We start from the raw sequence: 14,936 nt of genomic DNA on the forward strand, positions 1-14,936 counted from the left end.
AGCTCGCTTTGATACTCACAACGAACGGTAAGCACGTTTAACATCGTATCCTCTCCCTGTTCTCGGATCTGATTCCTGATCTGTTCTGATCTGCTCTCCGCTTCGTTACCCTTTAACAGCCCCTGCGGTCATACCTGCGACAATGCGCTTGTTGAAAAAAATGAACAGCACAAGCGGCGGAATCGTGATGAGCAAGATGTTCGTAAACAATAGATTAAACTGTGAGATGTACTGGCTCTGGAAGTTATAAAGCGTAAGCTGCACCGTTACATTGCTGGAGCCCGGCAGAAAATAAAGCGGATTGGTGAAATCGTTAAAAATCGTAACCGCCTGAAGCACGATGACGGTCGCGGTGACAGGCTGCAGCAGCGGCAAAATGATCGAGAAAAACAAGCGTGCGCCCCCGCTGCCGTCAATTACCGCCGCTTCATCCACCTCGCGTGGAATGGCCGCCATAAAGCCCTTATACAACAGCACAACAAATGGAAAACCGAGCGCTACCTCAACCATAATAAGTCCAAACATCGTTTTAAAAATGCCCAGACCGTCCATGACCCAAATGGTCGGCACGATCGCCGGGGGAATGATCAGGCCCGCCAAAATCAGAAAATTAAACAGCGGCGACAGCCTTCCCGTCCGGCGCTGAAGCACGTAAGCCGCCATCGCGCACAAAACGATCAAAATGACAATCGACACGACGGTCAGCACGGTGCTGTTCACGAAGGCGCGAAGGAGCATGTAGTCCCGGGCGGCAACGACCGTTTTCATATTTTCCCAGTAGTGCAGGGTAGAAGGCCAGGAAAGGCTGAGCAGCGACGACTCCTTCGTATCCTTGCCTGCGTTGACGATAATGAAATAAAACGGAATCCAGAACACGACAATCGACAGCAGCACGGCGACGACCTCAAGACTCCAGCTTCTGAGCGCTCTCATAGGTCTACCTCCCTGCGATTCAAGTAGGTATACAGCGGGAAAGCCAACGCGGATACGACGAGGAACAAAATGACGTTGCCGGCCGTCGCCAAGCCGTAGAAGCCGCCCTGGTATTGCTTGTAAATGATGGAGGCGATCAAGTCGGTTGTAAAGCCGGGCCCGCCCTTCGTCATCGCCCAGACGAGATCAAACGAGCGCAGCCCGCCGATAAACGCCAGCATAATGACCGTATTCGTCGCCGGGCGGCTCAACGGCACGATAATGTTCCAGAACTTGTGCCAGCTGCTGCCGCCGTCAATTTGCAGCGCCTCGTAATACTCGTCCGGTATGGACAAAATACCCGCAATATAGATGACCGTAGCAAACCCGACGCCCTTCCATACGTCGACCAAAGCGACTGAAAGCAACGCAATTCTCGGATCGCCAAGCCAATCCGGACCTTCGATCCCGAGGGCGGCAAGCGCCGTATTGATAACGCCCTGCGTCGGGTGCATCATCATGCTGAACGCGATGCCGACGGCGATTGTACTGACCAGCGTAGGAAAAAATATAACAGACCGCAAATAGCTTTTGGTCCTGATTTTCGAGGTTAGCAGCACGCCAAGCAGCAGCCCGAGCACCACCTTCAGCGAGCAAGTGACGATCGCGTAGATTAGCGTGTTTTTGAAGCCGATGCTTAACGACTGCTCCTGAAAAAACGTAATAAAGTTCTCCAGCCCGATAAACTGCCAGTCCGTCAGCGTCCATCTCGTCATGCTGAAGAAAAATGACATCGTCGTTGGCAATATAAAAATAACAACATAAATAACAGCGGCAGGCAGCAGAAACCAGTAGGAATAGGTTCGCTTGAAAATGCTGTTCATCCGGCATCTCTCCTTAACAGATTCGGCCCTGCGGGGCAGCAGGGCCGAGCTTTATAGCCTACCAGCCTGGCAGTCCAAGCTGCTTCGCCTGCTTCTCCACATCCTTGTCGTAAGCGGCCGCGCCTTCCTGCGCGTTTTTAATGCCTGCGCCAACTTCAACGGTAATCTGCTCCAGGCTTGGTCCTTTGACCGGAGACACAAATTCAAGCGCCGGCGCTGTGTGGTTATTTTTAAAGTACGGCAGCATATCCTTCACGAAGCCCGGCACATTGTCAGGAATGGCGGAGCCATTAACCAAATACGGACCGGTTGGGCTTGTGACCTTAGAAGCGATTTCAGTTCCTTCCACGGAGGCAATAAACGCCAGCAGCAGCTTGGCTTCCTCAATATGCTTGCTTTCCTTGTAAATATAGCCCGCTCCCGGCATCCAGATCGTCAAGCCGTTTTTGCCCGCATCGTCCCCCGGCTGAGCGAAGAAGCCGATGTCGTCCACCTTGTCAGGATAATTCTGGACAATGGCCGGGACAGCAAACGACAGCATCGGATAGTGGGCCCCCTTGCCTTCAGCCAGCATTTTCAACCCCGCGTCATAAGTCGTGGCCAGCATATCCTTATTCATGAAGCCTTTGTCGTACAGCTCCTTCAGCTTCTCGAAGCTGCGCAGCGTAGCCGGCGTACCGGCAATCGTCGCCTTGTGGGCGGTGAAGTCCTGCGCAAAGCCGGGAACCTGCGCCTGTACGTTGTAGTAATCCGCAAGCACGACGAGCTGTGACGTCCAGGTGTCCTTATACGTGCCAATGACCGGCGTAGCTTTGCCTGCCGCTTTTATTTTTTCGTTGTTGGCGATCAGCTCATTCCAGGTAAGCGGCACCTTCAGGCCAAGCTCGGCATATATCTTTTTGTTGTAAAACCAGCCGCCTGCGTTCGTTGAGCCGGTCGGCACGCCGAATACTTTGCCGTTGTAGCTGACGGTTGATTTGAACGAATCCATAATATTCGCCTGAAACGGCTCCTTCGTCAAATCAAGCATATTTTTTTCCGGCGTCAACGCCTGCATCAGGGAACCGGAATTATAGAAAAAGACGTCCGCCATGTCGCCTGTAGCCAGCCTCGTTTTGACGATGTTATCGCCTTCTGCGCCGCCTGGACGCGTCTCCAGCTCAACCGTAATGTTCGGATGCTTGCTCTGGAATGCCTTGATATACGCATTGGACAAATTAACCGTATCCTGCACGTTATCGACGAGCATCGAGATCTTTACTTTTTTGCCAGCTTCATTCGTTCCGCTCTGTGACGTCGAACTCGTCCCTTCGGTAGTGCCCGCTCCCCCGCTGCATGCGGCGAGCGAGCCGCTGAGCACAACTGTACCGAGCACCGCAGCAAATGATTTCCAGCTTTTCTGTTTCATTTTGTTACTTCCCCCTTTGCTGTTCTCGCTTGAGAAAGCTGCTGCCTTCTTCTGTGTTTATTGTAGATGCCGGAGGATCAACATGTAAGCGCTCTATTTTTTGGGTAAATGTCTGATTTTTTCAGGTTCGGTTAGGCGGCATAAACCGCAGCGTAATTCGGGTACCCGCGCCAGGCTCGCTCCAAACCCCAAGCGTGCTGTCCGGGCCGTAGTAGAGCGCCAGCCGCTCCTTCACATTACGCATGCCATAGCCGTGCTCCGTTTGCTCCACATTCGCCATGCCGACGCCGTCATCCTCGACGGTGAAGACAACATAAGGGCCTTCAAAGCGTCCCGTCAAACGAATCGTTCCGGCGCCTATCTTGGGCTCCAGTCCGTGATAAATCGCGTTCTCAACGAGCGGCTGCAGCAGCAGCTTCATCATTTCAAGCGGCTTGATCGACTCCTCCACGTCTTCGATGTACTGGAACCGATTGTTGAAGCGAATATTTTGAATCGTAAGATAACGCTCGATATGCTTGAGCTCGTTATAGACGAGGATCGTCTCCTTGCCCTTGTTCAAGCTGAGCTTGAAGCTCTCGGAGAGCGACACCGCCATCTGGGCCACATCGTGATTATTTTGCAGCAGCGCCATCCAATAGATCGAATCCAGCGTATTGTACAGAAAATGCGGCTTGATCTGCGATTGCAGCGCGCGAAGCTCCGCTTCCCGCTCCTTCAGCTCCGCATGCATAAGCCTGGCATTTAATTCCTCGTTTTCATGGGCAATCCGCTGAAATGTCTCGCCGATGACGCCCACCTCGTCCTGCGCAAATCGGGCCGGCACGTCCCGCTTGCCAAGCGTCCAGTCAATCATCATTTTCTTGAGCTGTAGCAGCGGCCGCGTGATGGAGCCGGACATCATATAGGAGAGCGCCAGCGCGATAGCCGCGAACACAGCGGCAATGACCGTTGTCGCCCAGCGAATGTTTTCGGTTTGTTTGAGCAGCTCCTTGGCTTTGACCAGATGGACAAAGGTCCAGTTTGTTGTCTGATTCAGAAACGGATTAACCAGAAACCCCGCTTCGCGCAGCTCGCTTAGCGTTTCCACGGTCGACCCGAACGCCGGCACGACCGCTTCCGTCTCGTTATAAACCGCCGCCGAGTGATTTTCCGAGCCGCTCAGCACCATAAAGGAGCCGCTTGCATTGCCGCTGCCGAACACCTTGTCGAAGATCGACTTGGATACGTTCACGACCAGCAGGCCGATCGGCTCCCCGCTGGAATCCCCTGCATCCCGAAACAGCTTCACCGTCGAGAAAGATTTATCCGTTTCCTGAAAAATATCCTTCGCATAAAAAACGACCTTGCCGTTGTTCTCGTACGCCTGCTTGTACCAGTCCGACCCGGCGATCGCCGCCGCCTTATCGGCTCCCTCATAGACGCCCGCGTCATCGGAGCGGCCGAAGCAGTACGTGCGCTGCTTCAGATCGAACAGGCAGACCGAGGTTACATATCTCGTATCCGCCGAGCTGCTGCTGATCAAATTTTGCAGCCTGTTCGAGGTGAGCCTCACCAGCTCCGGCTGCAGCTCGGCTGCCTCCCCGCTAAGCCGTAAATTATGCCTGATCTCATCGTTCACCACGATGGAGAAATGAAAGTTCGCAATATTGCGGAACAGCAGATCGGCTACCTCGCTGGAGGTGCGCAGATGGTCAAGATTCGTTTTTTCGTTCATATCGGTCAGCGTCGTTTTCGTCACGTTAAACGAGATATAGCCAAGCAGCATGATCGAGGGCAGCGTCAGTAAAATCATCGCCGCCAGAAATCGGCTTCGGATTCGCTTGAAGCGCAGCTTGCTGAGCCAGCGTCTATGATTCATAGGCTTCATCCTTAGGGCCCGTCTCCAAGCAGCTAACCTCCCGGTACTGCTTGGGCGTCATACCGACCTGCTTCTTGAACGTTTCCGTAAAATGCCGGTAGGTCAGATAGCCGACCCGCTCGCTGACATCGCCGACCAGCATGCCGCCCCGCAGCAGCACCTTGGCCTGCTCCATACGCCGGTTCGTCAAATGCTTGATGTAGGAAACGCCCATCTGCTCCTTGAACAGCAGGCTGAAATAAGTCGGATTCAGTCCTACCTGGCCTGCAATTTCCTGCAGCGAAATATCTTGCCCGTAATGATGTTCCATATAGGCAAGCGCCTGCTCCACCGCTGCATGCTTGGTCGACCGCCGCGCTTCGCTTAGCCGGAGCAGCATCGCCGTAAGCTTGCTGTTCAGCCAGCTGAACATTTCCTCGTACGTCTGCATGCCGCCAAGCTCCTGATGCGCGATCGTGCCCAGCTCGCCCAAGGCTCCAGTCGCTTCCTTGAGCACCTCCAGACTAAGGTAAAGCAGCCGCACCAGCTCCTGCTCGGCCTTGTCGGGATCAAGCTTCCGCTCCTCCATCCAGCTCTGCAGCTCTGCGAGCAGCCTGTCCAGCTCCGCCTTGTTGCCTGTGCGCAACGCAAATACAACCGCTTCCTCCTGCCCGGTCAAATTATTCGGAAGCCCGTCGTCACCGCCGATGTCCTCGATGCGCACCCAGCCGCTTTCCTCCAGAAACTTGCCGTACCTCAGAGCCCGCCGCGCCTCCGTGGTGCTTTTGGGCGCATCCCCCGGTGAAGGGTAGGTGCCTCCTGACGCAAATACGCTGCCCTGCCTATCCGCCGCCGCGAGCATTCCCCACAGCTCGTCCAGGCTCTGCTGATGCTGAAAGACGACGGAAAACCATTCTTCGCCGTGCGTCAGGTTGACGATCCGGAACGATTCATTTTCCGGCCATGCGAGCTGCCTCTCGGTAAAGGCCAGCACCGTAACGCCGCATACACGGCTCCACTGCGGCCCGTAGCACTGCTTCCATCGATCCAGCGCCTTATCGCCCGCCAGCAGCAAATCCAGCGTCGCCTTCTCCAGCAATTGCTCGCGGCTTGCCTCCAAGTCCGACTTCATCTCGCTGAACGCTCGCTGCTTCCGAATCCGCTCCAGCGTCTTGTCCATCGCTTGTTCGACTTTCTGCACCGTAATCGGCTTCTCCAAATAATCGACCACGCCAAGCCCGATCGCCCGCCGCACGTATTCAAACTCGTTAAATCCGCTGAGCACGATAAACATCGTATCCTTGGCCTCATCGGCCACCGTTTCGATCAACTGCAGCCCGTCCATGCCCGGCATCCGAATATCCGTCAGCACAATATCGGGACGCTGTTCCCGAAATAATTGCAGCGCGGCAAGCCCGTCGCCTGCCGTACCGACCAGCTCCACGCCATAGCGCTTCCAGTCAATCATTTTGCCAAGACCTTGGCAGACAATAAATTCATCATCAAATACAACCGCTCTCAACATAGCAAGGTCCCCTTCGTTAGATGATCGCAAGCACCTGTTAGCTCGTCTTGTATTCGACTCAGGAACCGACCTGAGCCTGACCTTCACTTGCTGTATGCAAACGGAATCGGGCAGCAACCAGAACGAGGATGAAAAGCAGCGCGTACAAGGAGACAAGCACGATGAGCGTCAGCCGGAGCGGCAGATGGTCCATGCACCAGCCCGTCAGCAGGGGGATCAAGGCACCTCCAACGCCGCCGGATGCAATCAGAATGCTGGTCACCCGCTCCTCGCGGCCGGGAAAGAACGAATTGGCGAATATAAGCGCTATGGCAAACATCCCGGACATGAGAAGACCCAGCAGCACGATAATTCCGAAGCCGATTCCGATGCTGAACGTGGAAGCAAGCATCGCCAACGCCAGCGTTCCCCCGGCACAACTTATGATCATGTACCGTACGTTTCCCCACTTGCCTGCGAGCCGAGCCGCAAACAGCCGACCGACCGCCATCGCTCCCCAGAAGCAGGTAACCGACAAAGCGCCGAGCTCCGGCCGGACACCCGACTGCTCCAGCAGGATCGAGGGCAGAAAGTTCGCAATGCTCATCTCGGAGCCTACATACAAAGCGAAGATCGCAATAAAAAGCAGCAGGCCAGACAAGTGCCGGCCTCTCCACAGCTCATCCGGCTTCCTGTCAGGCGCGGCGGCCAATGCCGGTTCATTCGTTTGCTTGTTCATAATCGCAGACATCCGGCCCATCGGCAGCAGGAGCCACAGCAGCAGCGCAGCGGCCGACAACGAGGCCAGCGTCAGGAAAGAGCCGCGCCACCAGCCCGCCGAGATCAGCCCTGATACGATTAGTGGCATCGCCAACGCTCCGACGCCAAAAAACACCTCCAGACGAGTCATCGCAGATGTTTTGCGGGACTCCTCCATAAAGCCGATCACGATGCCGCCGATAATCGTCTCTACCATCCCGAAGCCGAAGCCCGCGAGCGGCGCCGTCAGCAGCACCGCCGTCCACGGCGGCAGCGTAAAGAAAACGGTTTCGGCCGCAGTCAGGCATAACAGGCAAAGCAGCAGCGCTCCGCGTCTGCCAAGTTTGGCGGAGCACCAGGGACCGGCCAATACCCCTACCAGAAACCCGGAAAACTGCAAAGCCACAAGCTGTCCTCCGTCGCTATAATCTTTGCCGTAGTGAGCCAGCAGCTCCGGCAGCAGCGAACCGATGATGACATGCGCCAGTCCGATCAACAAATAAGAAAAACAACCTGTCCAAATAAATGCTCTCACGTCGGCGTCAACCTCCATTATCAAGCTGTGCATGCGCCAAGCGGCGCTTCATCCCGAATTCACTTTACGGGAACAGGCCGGAGATTGCAACAAGTAATAAGAAAGGCCCGTCTCAGGCATGCTATAGAAGCATCAGCTTGCTTCTATCCGAATTTACTTCCGGAAAGGGACGTGATCACGATGAGCCATGCCAAACGCCGACAGGAAAATGAATGGAAAATCCGCAAGCAGTCCCCGCATCCGCACGGCAAGGTCAAATCGCTTGCCGAATATTCGGATGAATACGATGCCCAGCATCGGAACAAGTGAATGCGCGAAGACCCTGCCGCACCCGGCAGGGTCTTCGCTTGCCTGCAGCACGGCTGCAGGGCTGTCCAAGAGGCTTGGCAGAGCTTGCCAATGGCTTTCATAATTTGCAGAGCTTTCAGAACTAATTACCGCTCCGTCTCCGCCCGGCCCTGTGCTATCAGACGACGGGCGCGCTCCACCTCGTGATCGGTTGGCGCAGGCACGTCCTCCAGCGGATAGCGGCGTCCGAGCTGCTGCCATTTGTACACGCCCATCCGGTGATATGGCAGCACCTCCAGCTTCTCCACTGCTCGCAGGGAGCCGATAAACCGGCCCAGCTCCAGCAGATCATGGGCGTCGTCAGTAATGCCGGGGATCAGCACATGCCTGATCCACATCGGCTTGCCCAGCTCGGACAGCTTGCGCGCAAAGCGCAAAATACGGTCATTCGGCTGGCTGGTCAGCGCCTCATGTTTGGTCCGGTCGATGTGCTTGAGATCCAGCAGCACCAGATCGGTTTGCGCGAGCAGCGCTTCCGCATGCTCCGGCTCGCAGAAGCCCGAAGAATCGAGGGCGGTGGGCAAGCCCCAGCGCTGCTTGACCTCCCGGAACAGCTCGGCGACAAAGGGAGCCTGGAGCGTAGGTTCGCCGCCGGTGACGGTCAGGCCGCCGCCGGAGCTCCGGTAATACGGGAGAAACGACTCGATTTCCTTCAGCACCGCAGGCACATCCACGATGCGGCCGCCGCCGGTATCCCACGTATCAGGGTTGTGGCAGAAGGCGCACTGCAGCGCGCAGCCCTGCATGAACAGCACAAACCGGATACCGGGACCGTCTACGGTGCCGAACGTATCGAGCGAGTGAATCCGTCCCTTCATCCGATCGAACCGTGGAAGGTCCGATTGACGACATCAAGCTGCTGCTCCCGAGTCAGCTTAATGAAGTTGACAGCATAGCCGGAAACACGTACGGTCAGCTGCGGGTATTGCTCCGGATGCTCCATTGCATCCAGCAGCTGCTCGCGGTTAAAGACGTTGACGTTCAGATGATGTCCGCCGCTCTCCGCGTAGCCGTCCAGCAGCGCGACCAGATTTTGCGCCCGCACCTCTTCCTCGCGGCCCAGCGCCTTCGGAATGATCGAGAACGTATTGGATACCCCGTCGAGGCAATGCTCATACGGAATTTTGGCGACCGAGCTAAGCGATGCAAGCGCGCCCTTCGTATCGCGCCCGTGCATCGGGTTCGCGCCCGGCGCAAACGGCTCTCCCGCCTTGCGGCCGTCCGGCGTTGTGCCTGTTTTCTTCCCGTACACGACGTTCGACGTAATCGTCAGCACCGACATGGTCGGCAGCGCGTTGCGGTACGTCCGGTGCTTGCGCAGCTTGTTCATGAACGCTTCGGCCAGCTGGACGGCAATTTGGTCGACGCGGTCGTCATTATTGCCGTATTTCGGATAATCGCCGATGATCTCAAAGTCCACCGCGATGCCCTTGTCATTGCGAATCGGCTTCACCTCGGCGTAGCGGATCGCGCTCAAACTATCGGCGACGACCGACAGACCGGCGATGCCGCAAGCCATCGTCCGTAAAATTTCCCGGTCATGCAGCGCCATCTCGATGCGCTCGTAGCTGTATTTATCATGCATGAAATGAATGACATTCAACGTGTTCATATACAGTCCGGCCAGCCACTCCATCACCTGATCGAACTTGGCGTACACGTCCTCGTACACGAGCCGGTCGCCCGTAATCGGAGCCGACGCCGGTCCGACCTGAACGCCGAGCTTCTCATCCACGCCGCCGTTGATCGCATACAGCAGCGCCTTGGCGAGATTCGCCCGCGCCCCGAAAAACTGCATCTGCTTGCCGATCCGCATCGCGGATACGCAGCAGGCGATCCCGTAATCGTCGCCGTAATGCGGCAGCATCAGGTCATCGGATTCGTATTGAATCGAGCTCGTTTCGATGGACACCTTGGCGCAGTAACGCTTGAAGCCGTCCGGCAGCTTCCGGGACCAGAGCACGGTCAAATTCGGCTCCGGCGCAGGACCGAGATTGTACAAGGTGTGCAGGAAGCGGAACGAAGACTTCGTTACCCGTGTCGTACCGTTCAGGGCCATGCCGCCGATCGACTCGGTTACCCACGTCGGGTCGCCGCTGAACAGCTCGTTATAATCCGGCGTACGCAGAAACTTCACGATCCGCAGCTTCATGACGAAGTGGTCCACCAGCTCCTGCGCCTGAGCCTCCGTAAGCGTCCCTTCCGCCAGATCCCGGTCGATGAAAATATCAAGGAAGCTGGAGACGCGGCCGAGACTCATCGCAGCGCCGTTCTGCTCCTTGATCGCCGCGAGGTACGCGAAGTATACCCACTGGATCGCTTCCTTCGCGTTGCCTGCCGGCTTGGAAATGTCCGCGCCATAGGAGCGCGCCATCGCCTTCAGCTCAGCCAGGCTGCGAATTTGCTCGGACAGCTCCTCGCGGTCGCGGATCACTTCCTCGGTCATCGGAGCGACCTCAAGCTGGAGCAGATCCTGCTGCTTGCCTGCGATCAGCCGATCCACGCCGTACAGCGCGACGCGGCGGTAGTCGCCGATGATCCGGCCGCGGCCGTACGCATCGGGCAGCCCGGTAATAATGCCTGCCTTGCGGGCAAGCTTCATCCCGGTCGTATACGCATCGAATACGCCCTGGTTATGCGTTTTGCGAATATCTGTGAACAGCTTGACGATCTCGTCAGGCACCTTGAAGCCGTAAGCCTCGCAGGCGTCAACCGCCATCCGGATGCCGCCGAACGGCTGGATGGACCGTTTGAACGGCGCATCGGTCTGCAAGCCGACAATTTGCTCCAGCCCCTGCTCGATATAACCGGGACCGTGCGAGGTAATCGTCGAGACCGTTTGCACGTCTACGTCCAGCACGCCTCCATTGGCCCGTTCCTTGAGCATCAGCTCGCGGATATGCTGCCATAGCTGCTCTGTCGCTTCAGTCGGCCCTGCCAGGAAGCTCTCGTTGCCTGTATAGGGCTTCAGGTTCCGGTCGATAAAATCCTTCACGTCGATATGGGATTGCCATTTGCCTGCCGAAAAGCTGCGCCATGAAGCCAAGTCTGCAACCCCCGCGCCAGCCGCAGCTGCCGTTTCCTGAATAGCCATCGTTACCCCTCCTGTCAGGTTGTACCTGAATGATGATGTTTGGACTTAAAATTTGCCGTAAAACGCGTTGCGGTAGACGTCAGCCAGCTCCTTGACCAGCGGCATGCGAGGATTCGCCGTTGTACACTGATCCTCGAATGCCCGATCCGCGAGATAGTCGACCTTCGACTCGAAGTCAGCCGGATCAAAGCCGATCGCCTGGAAGCTCTCCGGAATGCCGAGCGATTTGTTCAGCTTGCGGATCGCGTCGATCAGGCTGTTCACCCCTTCCTCCGTCGTGCGAGCCGGCAAGCCGAGCATCCGGGCAATTTCGGCATAGCGCACATCGGCGATAAAGTGGTCGTATTTCGGGAAGGAAGCAAATTTCGTCGGCTTTTGAGCGTTATAGCGAATGACATGCGGCATCAGAATCGCGTTGGTGCGGCCGTGCGCCGTATGGTATTGCCCGCCCCATTTATGCGCCAGACTATGGTTGATGCCGAGGAACGCATTGGCAAACGCCATGCCTGCGATCGTTGAGGCATTGTGCATCTTCTCCCGCGCCAGCGGATCGCCCGTCTGATACGAAGCCTCCAGGTACTGGAACACCAGCTGAATAGCTTTCATCGCCAGCCCGTCGGTGTAGTCATTGGCCATCACGGACACGTAAGCTTCAATCGCATGCGTCAGCACATCCATGCCGGTATCGGCGACCGCCGTTTTGGGCAGCGTGTACACGTATTCCGGGTCGATAATCGCCACATCCGGCGTCAGCTCGTAATCGGCCAGCGGGTATTTCGTGTTGCCTTGATTTTTATCGGTGATGACCGCGAAGCTGGTCACCTCCGAGCCTGTGCCCGAGGTCGTCGGAATGGCGACGAAGGTCGCTTTCTGGCCGAGACGCGGGTATTTGTACACGCGCTTGCGGATGTCCATAAACTTTTGCTTGAGCGCCTGGAAGTCGGTGTCCGGGTATTCGTAGAACAGCCACATCGCCTTCGCCGCATCCATCGGCGAGCCGCCGCCGAGCGCAATAATGCAGTCCGGCTGGAAGGAACGCATCATCGCAGTGCCGCGATTCACCGTATCCACGGACGGATCGGGCTCCACATCGCTGAACACCTCAATATGAACCGGCGTCCGGCGCTTGCGCAAGTAATATTCGACCCGCTCGACATAGCCCAGCTTGACCATCATCGGGTCGGTTACGATCATGACGCGGGTGATGTCCGGCATTTTCTCCAAATATTGCGTGGAGCCCTTCTCGAAATACACCTTGGGCGGCATCTTGAACCATTGCATATTGACCGTCCGCTCCGCGACCCGCTTCAGGTTCAACAGGTTGACCGCCGTGACGTTCGCCGTCGTCGAGTTATGTCCGTACGAGCCGCAACCGAGCGTCAGCGACGGCAGGTTGGTGTTGTAAATGTCGCCGATGGCGCCGTGCGTCGAAGGCGAATTGACAATAACGCGGCCGGTCTGGAGCTTCGCGGCAAAGGCTTGCACGACCTGATCGTTTTTGGAATGAATGACCGAGGAGTGGCCCATTCCTCCGAAAGCAACGACCTCGGCTGCCCGGGCGATGCCCTGCTCGGCGTTCTTCACCTTGTAGCAAGCAAGCACGGGACTAAGCTTCTCGGCCGACAGCGGATGCGCTTCGCCTACGCCCTGCAGCTCGGCGACGAGAATTTTCGTTTGCTCCGGCACCGTCAGACCGGCCATTTTGGCGATGGCGGCAGCCGGCTGGCCGACAATCACCGCGTTGACCGCACATTTCTCCGGATTAATGACCAGCTTGGAGACGGCTTCGGTTTCTTCCTTGTTCAGGAAGTAGCAGCCAAATTCGATCATCAGCTTCTTCGCCTGCTCGTAGATCGGCTCCTCCAAAATAACCGCCTGCTCCGAAGCGCAAATCATGCCGTTGTCAAACGTTTTGGACAAAATCAGGTCGGTGACCGCCTGCTTCAAATCCGCCGTCTTCTCAATAAAGCAAGGCACATTGCCCGGCCCTACGCCTAGCGCCGGCTTGCCGGTGCTGTAAGCCGCCTTCACCATGGAGGAGCCGCCGGTCGCCAGCACAAGCGCAACGTCCGGATGGTTCATCAGCAGTTGGGTCGCTTCGACGGAAGGATGCTCAATCCACTGGACGCACGCGGCCGGAGCGCCCGCAAGCACCGCTGCGTCGCGCAGCGTGCGCGCCGCAGCCACACTTGATTTTTGTGCGGACGGGTGAAAGGCGAAAATGATCGGGTTGCGGGTTTTGGCCGCAATGAGCGACTTAAACATCGTCGTTGACGTCGGATTGGTCACTGGCGTCACGCCGGCGATCACGCCGACAGGCTCGGCGACAAGCCGGTAATTCTCATAACGGTTTTCCTCAATCGTGCCGACGGTTTTCGCCGCCTTGATGCTGTGGTAAATATATTCCGTTGCGAAAATGTTCTTCGTAATTTTATCCTCGTACACGCCGCGCCCCGTCTCTTCAAACGCGAGCTTCGCCAGCTCCATGTGTCGATCCAGACCGGCCAGCGCCATCTGCTGCACAAGTTGGTCAACCTGCTGCTGATCCAGCTGCAAGTACGCCTGCTGCGCCTGCAAAGCTTGACTGACCAGGCGGTTCACTTCCTCTTGCGCCGAAATCGGATGTACCTGAGCCTTCGTTTCTTTCACAGCCATCGTTAATCTCCTCCTGAAATGGTTCGATTTCGAATTGAAGCTCGCCTCAGATTGCCGGATCGGGCTCCATGTTGCTTGCGGACTTGAGATGAAGCTGCGGGTCGTCTATGCAGGCTTGCAGCTTAGCCCTTACAGCCGGACAGGCTTGCCGAGGCTTCCGCCCCAGTTAGCGCAGTCCGTCCGACGTTCCGGGATCGGCTTCTTCTGCCGGAGAAACGCGGCAATCCTCGCAAATCCAGGCGGTGCCGGTATCTCCATGGCCGTGTACGTTGCCGCAGCAGGTACAAGTAATCGTGTTTTGAGGTTCGGATGTCATACGGATCGCCTCCAGATCGGGTTTGCGGGCCTAAGCCCGGACTTGGTTACAGGGCTATGAAAACAAATGGTCGATATCCTGCAAAATCTGATCGGCCATCGGGTAAACAACCTCTTCCTCCAAATTCAAATGCTCGCTCAAAATAAGGCAAGCCTGAACGAGATGTGAAGCCGCCGCCTTTATGTGAATTTTTTCACCTTCTAGGACAAGCTGATCCACTGCCTCGTAGAAAGACGTAACAAACATGTGCGCAAGCTCATGATCCTTCTCCATCACCCAGATTGACGGCATGATCGACGGCCCCTGCACTTTATTGAAATAACGGGTCAGCAGCGGGAATAGCTCCTGTTCCTCCCACCCGGCGTGACAGTCCAGCGCATCCATCAGCTGCCCCATGGAGCCGCGCAGCTCCTTGAGTCTGGTCACAGCCTCGGCGGTGGATCTCAGCCTGGTTACTCCCTCACCCTGCCGACGGATGTCAGTCAGTCGCACACGCAGGTTGTCGTGCTCTTCCTTCAACCGCTCTATCATCTCCATAAACTGAGTCGGGCGGGCGCTTTGCATCATTTCCACAGTCGGTAGCTCCATGCCGGAATCCTCCTTGATTTGGAATTATCTTTATTGTAATCCTGCGCTGCCGAATTCACTGTGAAAAATGTCACTCGTCGCAAATTCGACATA

The 14,936-nt window shown here is 56.6% G+C and carries 12 protein-coding genes; 1 reads left to right on the forward strand and 11 read right to left on the reverse strand.

Annotation, left to right across the window (positions count from 1 at the left end; genetic code table 11):
* Window positions 1-105 precede the first annotated feature (105 nt).
* From AC6ROY_RS23215 to AC6ROY_RS23240, 6 genes are all read right to left on the reverse strand, one after another.
* A complete protein-coding gene (locus AC6ROY_RS23215) occupies window positions 106-933 on the reverse strand; it encodes a carbohydrate ABC transporter permease (RefSeq protein WP_500102950.1) in 828 nt (275 codons plus the stop codon).
* Entirely contained in the window at window positions 930-1,796 is an 867-nt protein-coding gene (locus tag AC6ROY_RS23220; RefSeq protein WP_500102951.1) for a carbohydrate ABC transporter permease, read from the reverse strand. The genes AC6ROY_RS23215 and AC6ROY_RS23220 overlap by 4 nt, the downstream gene beginning before the upstream one ends.
* A gap of 58 nt (window positions 1,797-1,854) precedes the next feature.
* On the reverse strand, window positions 1,855-3,204 hold the full coding sequence (locus tag AC6ROY_RS23225; RefSeq protein WP_500102952.1) for an ABC transporter substrate-binding protein: 1,350 nt from the start codon (window positions 3,202-3,204) through the stop codon (window positions 1,855-1,857).
* A gap of 121 nt (window positions 3,205-3,325) precedes the next feature.
* Complete coding sequence (locus tag AC6ROY_RS23230; RefSeq protein ID WP_500102953.1) at window positions 3,326-5,065, reverse strand: sensor histidine kinase; 1,740 nt, start codon at window positions 5,063-5,065, stop codon at window positions 3,326-3,328.
* Complete coding sequence (locus tag AC6ROY_RS23235) at window positions 5,055-6,569, reverse strand: response regulator (RefSeq protein WP_500102954.1); 1,515 nt, start codon at window positions 6,567-6,569, stop codon at window positions 5,055-5,057. Before AC6ROY_RS23235 ends, AC6ROY_RS23230 begins: the two co-directional genes overlap by 11 nt.
* A gap of 58 nt (window positions 6,570-6,627) precedes the next feature.
* Complete coding sequence (locus AC6ROY_RS23240; RefSeq protein WP_500102955.1) at window positions 6,628-7,842, reverse strand: MFS transporter; 1,215 nt, start codon at window positions 7,840-7,842, stop codon at window positions 6,628-6,630.
* 180 nt (window positions 7,843-8,022) lie between these two features.
* Between AC6ROY_RS23240 and AC6ROY_RS23245 the strand changes: the two genes are divergently transcribed.
* Window positions 8,023-8,151, forward strand: coding sequence for a DUF6254 family protein (locus tag AC6ROY_RS23245; protein ID WP_500102956.1), 129 nt, complete (start codon window positions 8,023-8,025; stop codon window positions 8,149-8,151).
* 125 nt (window positions 8,152-8,276) lie between these two features.
* Here the strand turns inward: AC6ROY_RS23245 and pflA are convergent, their stop codons facing one another.
* From pflA to AC6ROY_RS23270, 5 genes are all read right to left on the reverse strand, one after another.
* On the reverse strand, window positions 8,277-9,008 hold the full coding sequence (pflA, locus tag AC6ROY_RS23250; RefSeq protein WP_500102957.1) for a pyruvate formate-lyase-activating protein: 732 nt from the start codon (window positions 9,006-9,008) through the stop codon (window positions 8,277-8,279).
* Window positions 9,005-11,284: a formate C-acetyltransferase gene (gene pflB / locus AC6ROY_RS23255; protein ID WP_500102958.1), complete on the reverse strand. Its 2,280-nt coding sequence runs from the start codon at window positions 11,282-11,284 to the stop codon at window positions 9,005-9,007. The genes pflA and pflB overlap by 4 nt, the downstream gene beginning before the upstream one ends.
* 45 nt (window positions 11,285-11,329) lie before the next feature.
* Complete coding sequence (gene adhE, locus AC6ROY_RS23260; RefSeq protein ID WP_500102959.1) at window positions 11,330-13,939, reverse strand: bifunctional acetaldehyde-CoA/alcohol dehydrogenase; 2,610 nt, start codon at window positions 13,937-13,939, stop codon at window positions 11,330-11,332.
* Between the two features lie 166 nt (window positions 13,940-14,105).
* The gene (locus tag AC6ROY_RS23265; RefSeq protein WP_500102960.1) at window positions 14,106-14,255 is read right to left on the reverse strand and encodes a hypothetical protein; all 150 of its coding nucleotides are present in this window, start codon (window positions 14,253-14,255) and stop codon (window positions 14,106-14,108) included.
* Window positions 14,256-14,309: 54 nt separating this feature from the next.
* Window positions 14,310-14,843, reverse strand: a complete 534-nt coding sequence (locus AC6ROY_RS23270) for a hemerythrin domain-containing protein (protein ID WP_500102961.1) — start codon at window positions 14,841-14,843, stop codon at window positions 14,310-14,312.
* Window positions 14,844-14,936: the final 93 nt, after the last annotated feature.

This window comes from Paenibacillus sp. sg306046 (genome assembly GCF_059821225.1).

What these genes read in the sequence shown, in the direction of transcription:
- AC6ROY_RS23215 (WP_500102950.1), bottom strand. Translation starts at nt 933, where the DNA reads ATGAGAGCGCTCAGAAGCTGGAGTCTTGAGGTCGTCGCCGTGCTGCTG.
- AC6ROY_RS23230 (WP_500102953.1), bottom strand. Translation starts at nt 5,065, where the DNA reads ATGAATCATAGACGCTGGCTCAGCAAGCTGCGCTTCAAGCGAATCCGA.
- pflB (WP_500102958.1), bottom strand. Translation starts at nt 11,284, where the DNA reads ATGGCTATTCAGGAAACGGCAGCTGCGGCTGGCGCGGGGGTTGCAGAC.
- AC6ROY_RS23265 (WP_500102960.1), bottom strand. Translation starts at nt 14,255, where the DNA reads ATGACATCCGAACCTCAAAACACGATTACTTGTACCTGCTGCGGCAAC.
- adhE (WP_500102959.1), bottom strand. Translation starts at nt 13,939, where the DNA reads ATGGCTGTGAAAGAAACGAAGGCTCAGGTACATCCGATTTCGGCGCAA.
- AC6ROY_RS23220 (WP_500102951.1), bottom strand. Translation starts at nt 1,796, where the DNA reads ATGAACAGCATTTTCAAGCGAACCTATTCCTACTGGTTTCTGCTGCCT.
- AC6ROY_RS23245 (WP_500102956.1), top strand. Translation starts at nt 8,023, where the DNA reads ATGAGCCATGCCAAACGCCGACAGGAAAATGAATGGAAAATCCGCAAG.
- pflA (WP_500102957.1), bottom strand. Translation starts at nt 9,008, where the DNA reads ATGAAGGGACGGATTCACTCGCTCGATACGTTCGGCACCGTAGACGGT.
- AC6ROY_RS23235 (WP_500102954.1), bottom strand. Translation starts at nt 6,569, where the DNA reads ATGTTGAGAGCGGTTGTATTTGATGATGAATTTATTGTCTGCCAAGGT.
- AC6ROY_RS23225 (WP_500102952.1), bottom strand. Translation starts at nt 3,204, where the DNA reads ATGAAACAGAAAAGCTGGAAATCATTTGCTGCGGTGCTCGGTACAGTT.
- AC6ROY_RS23270 (WP_500102961.1), bottom strand. Translation starts at nt 14,843, where the DNA reads ATGGAGCTACCGACTGTGGAAATGATGCAAAGCGCCCGCCCGACTCAG.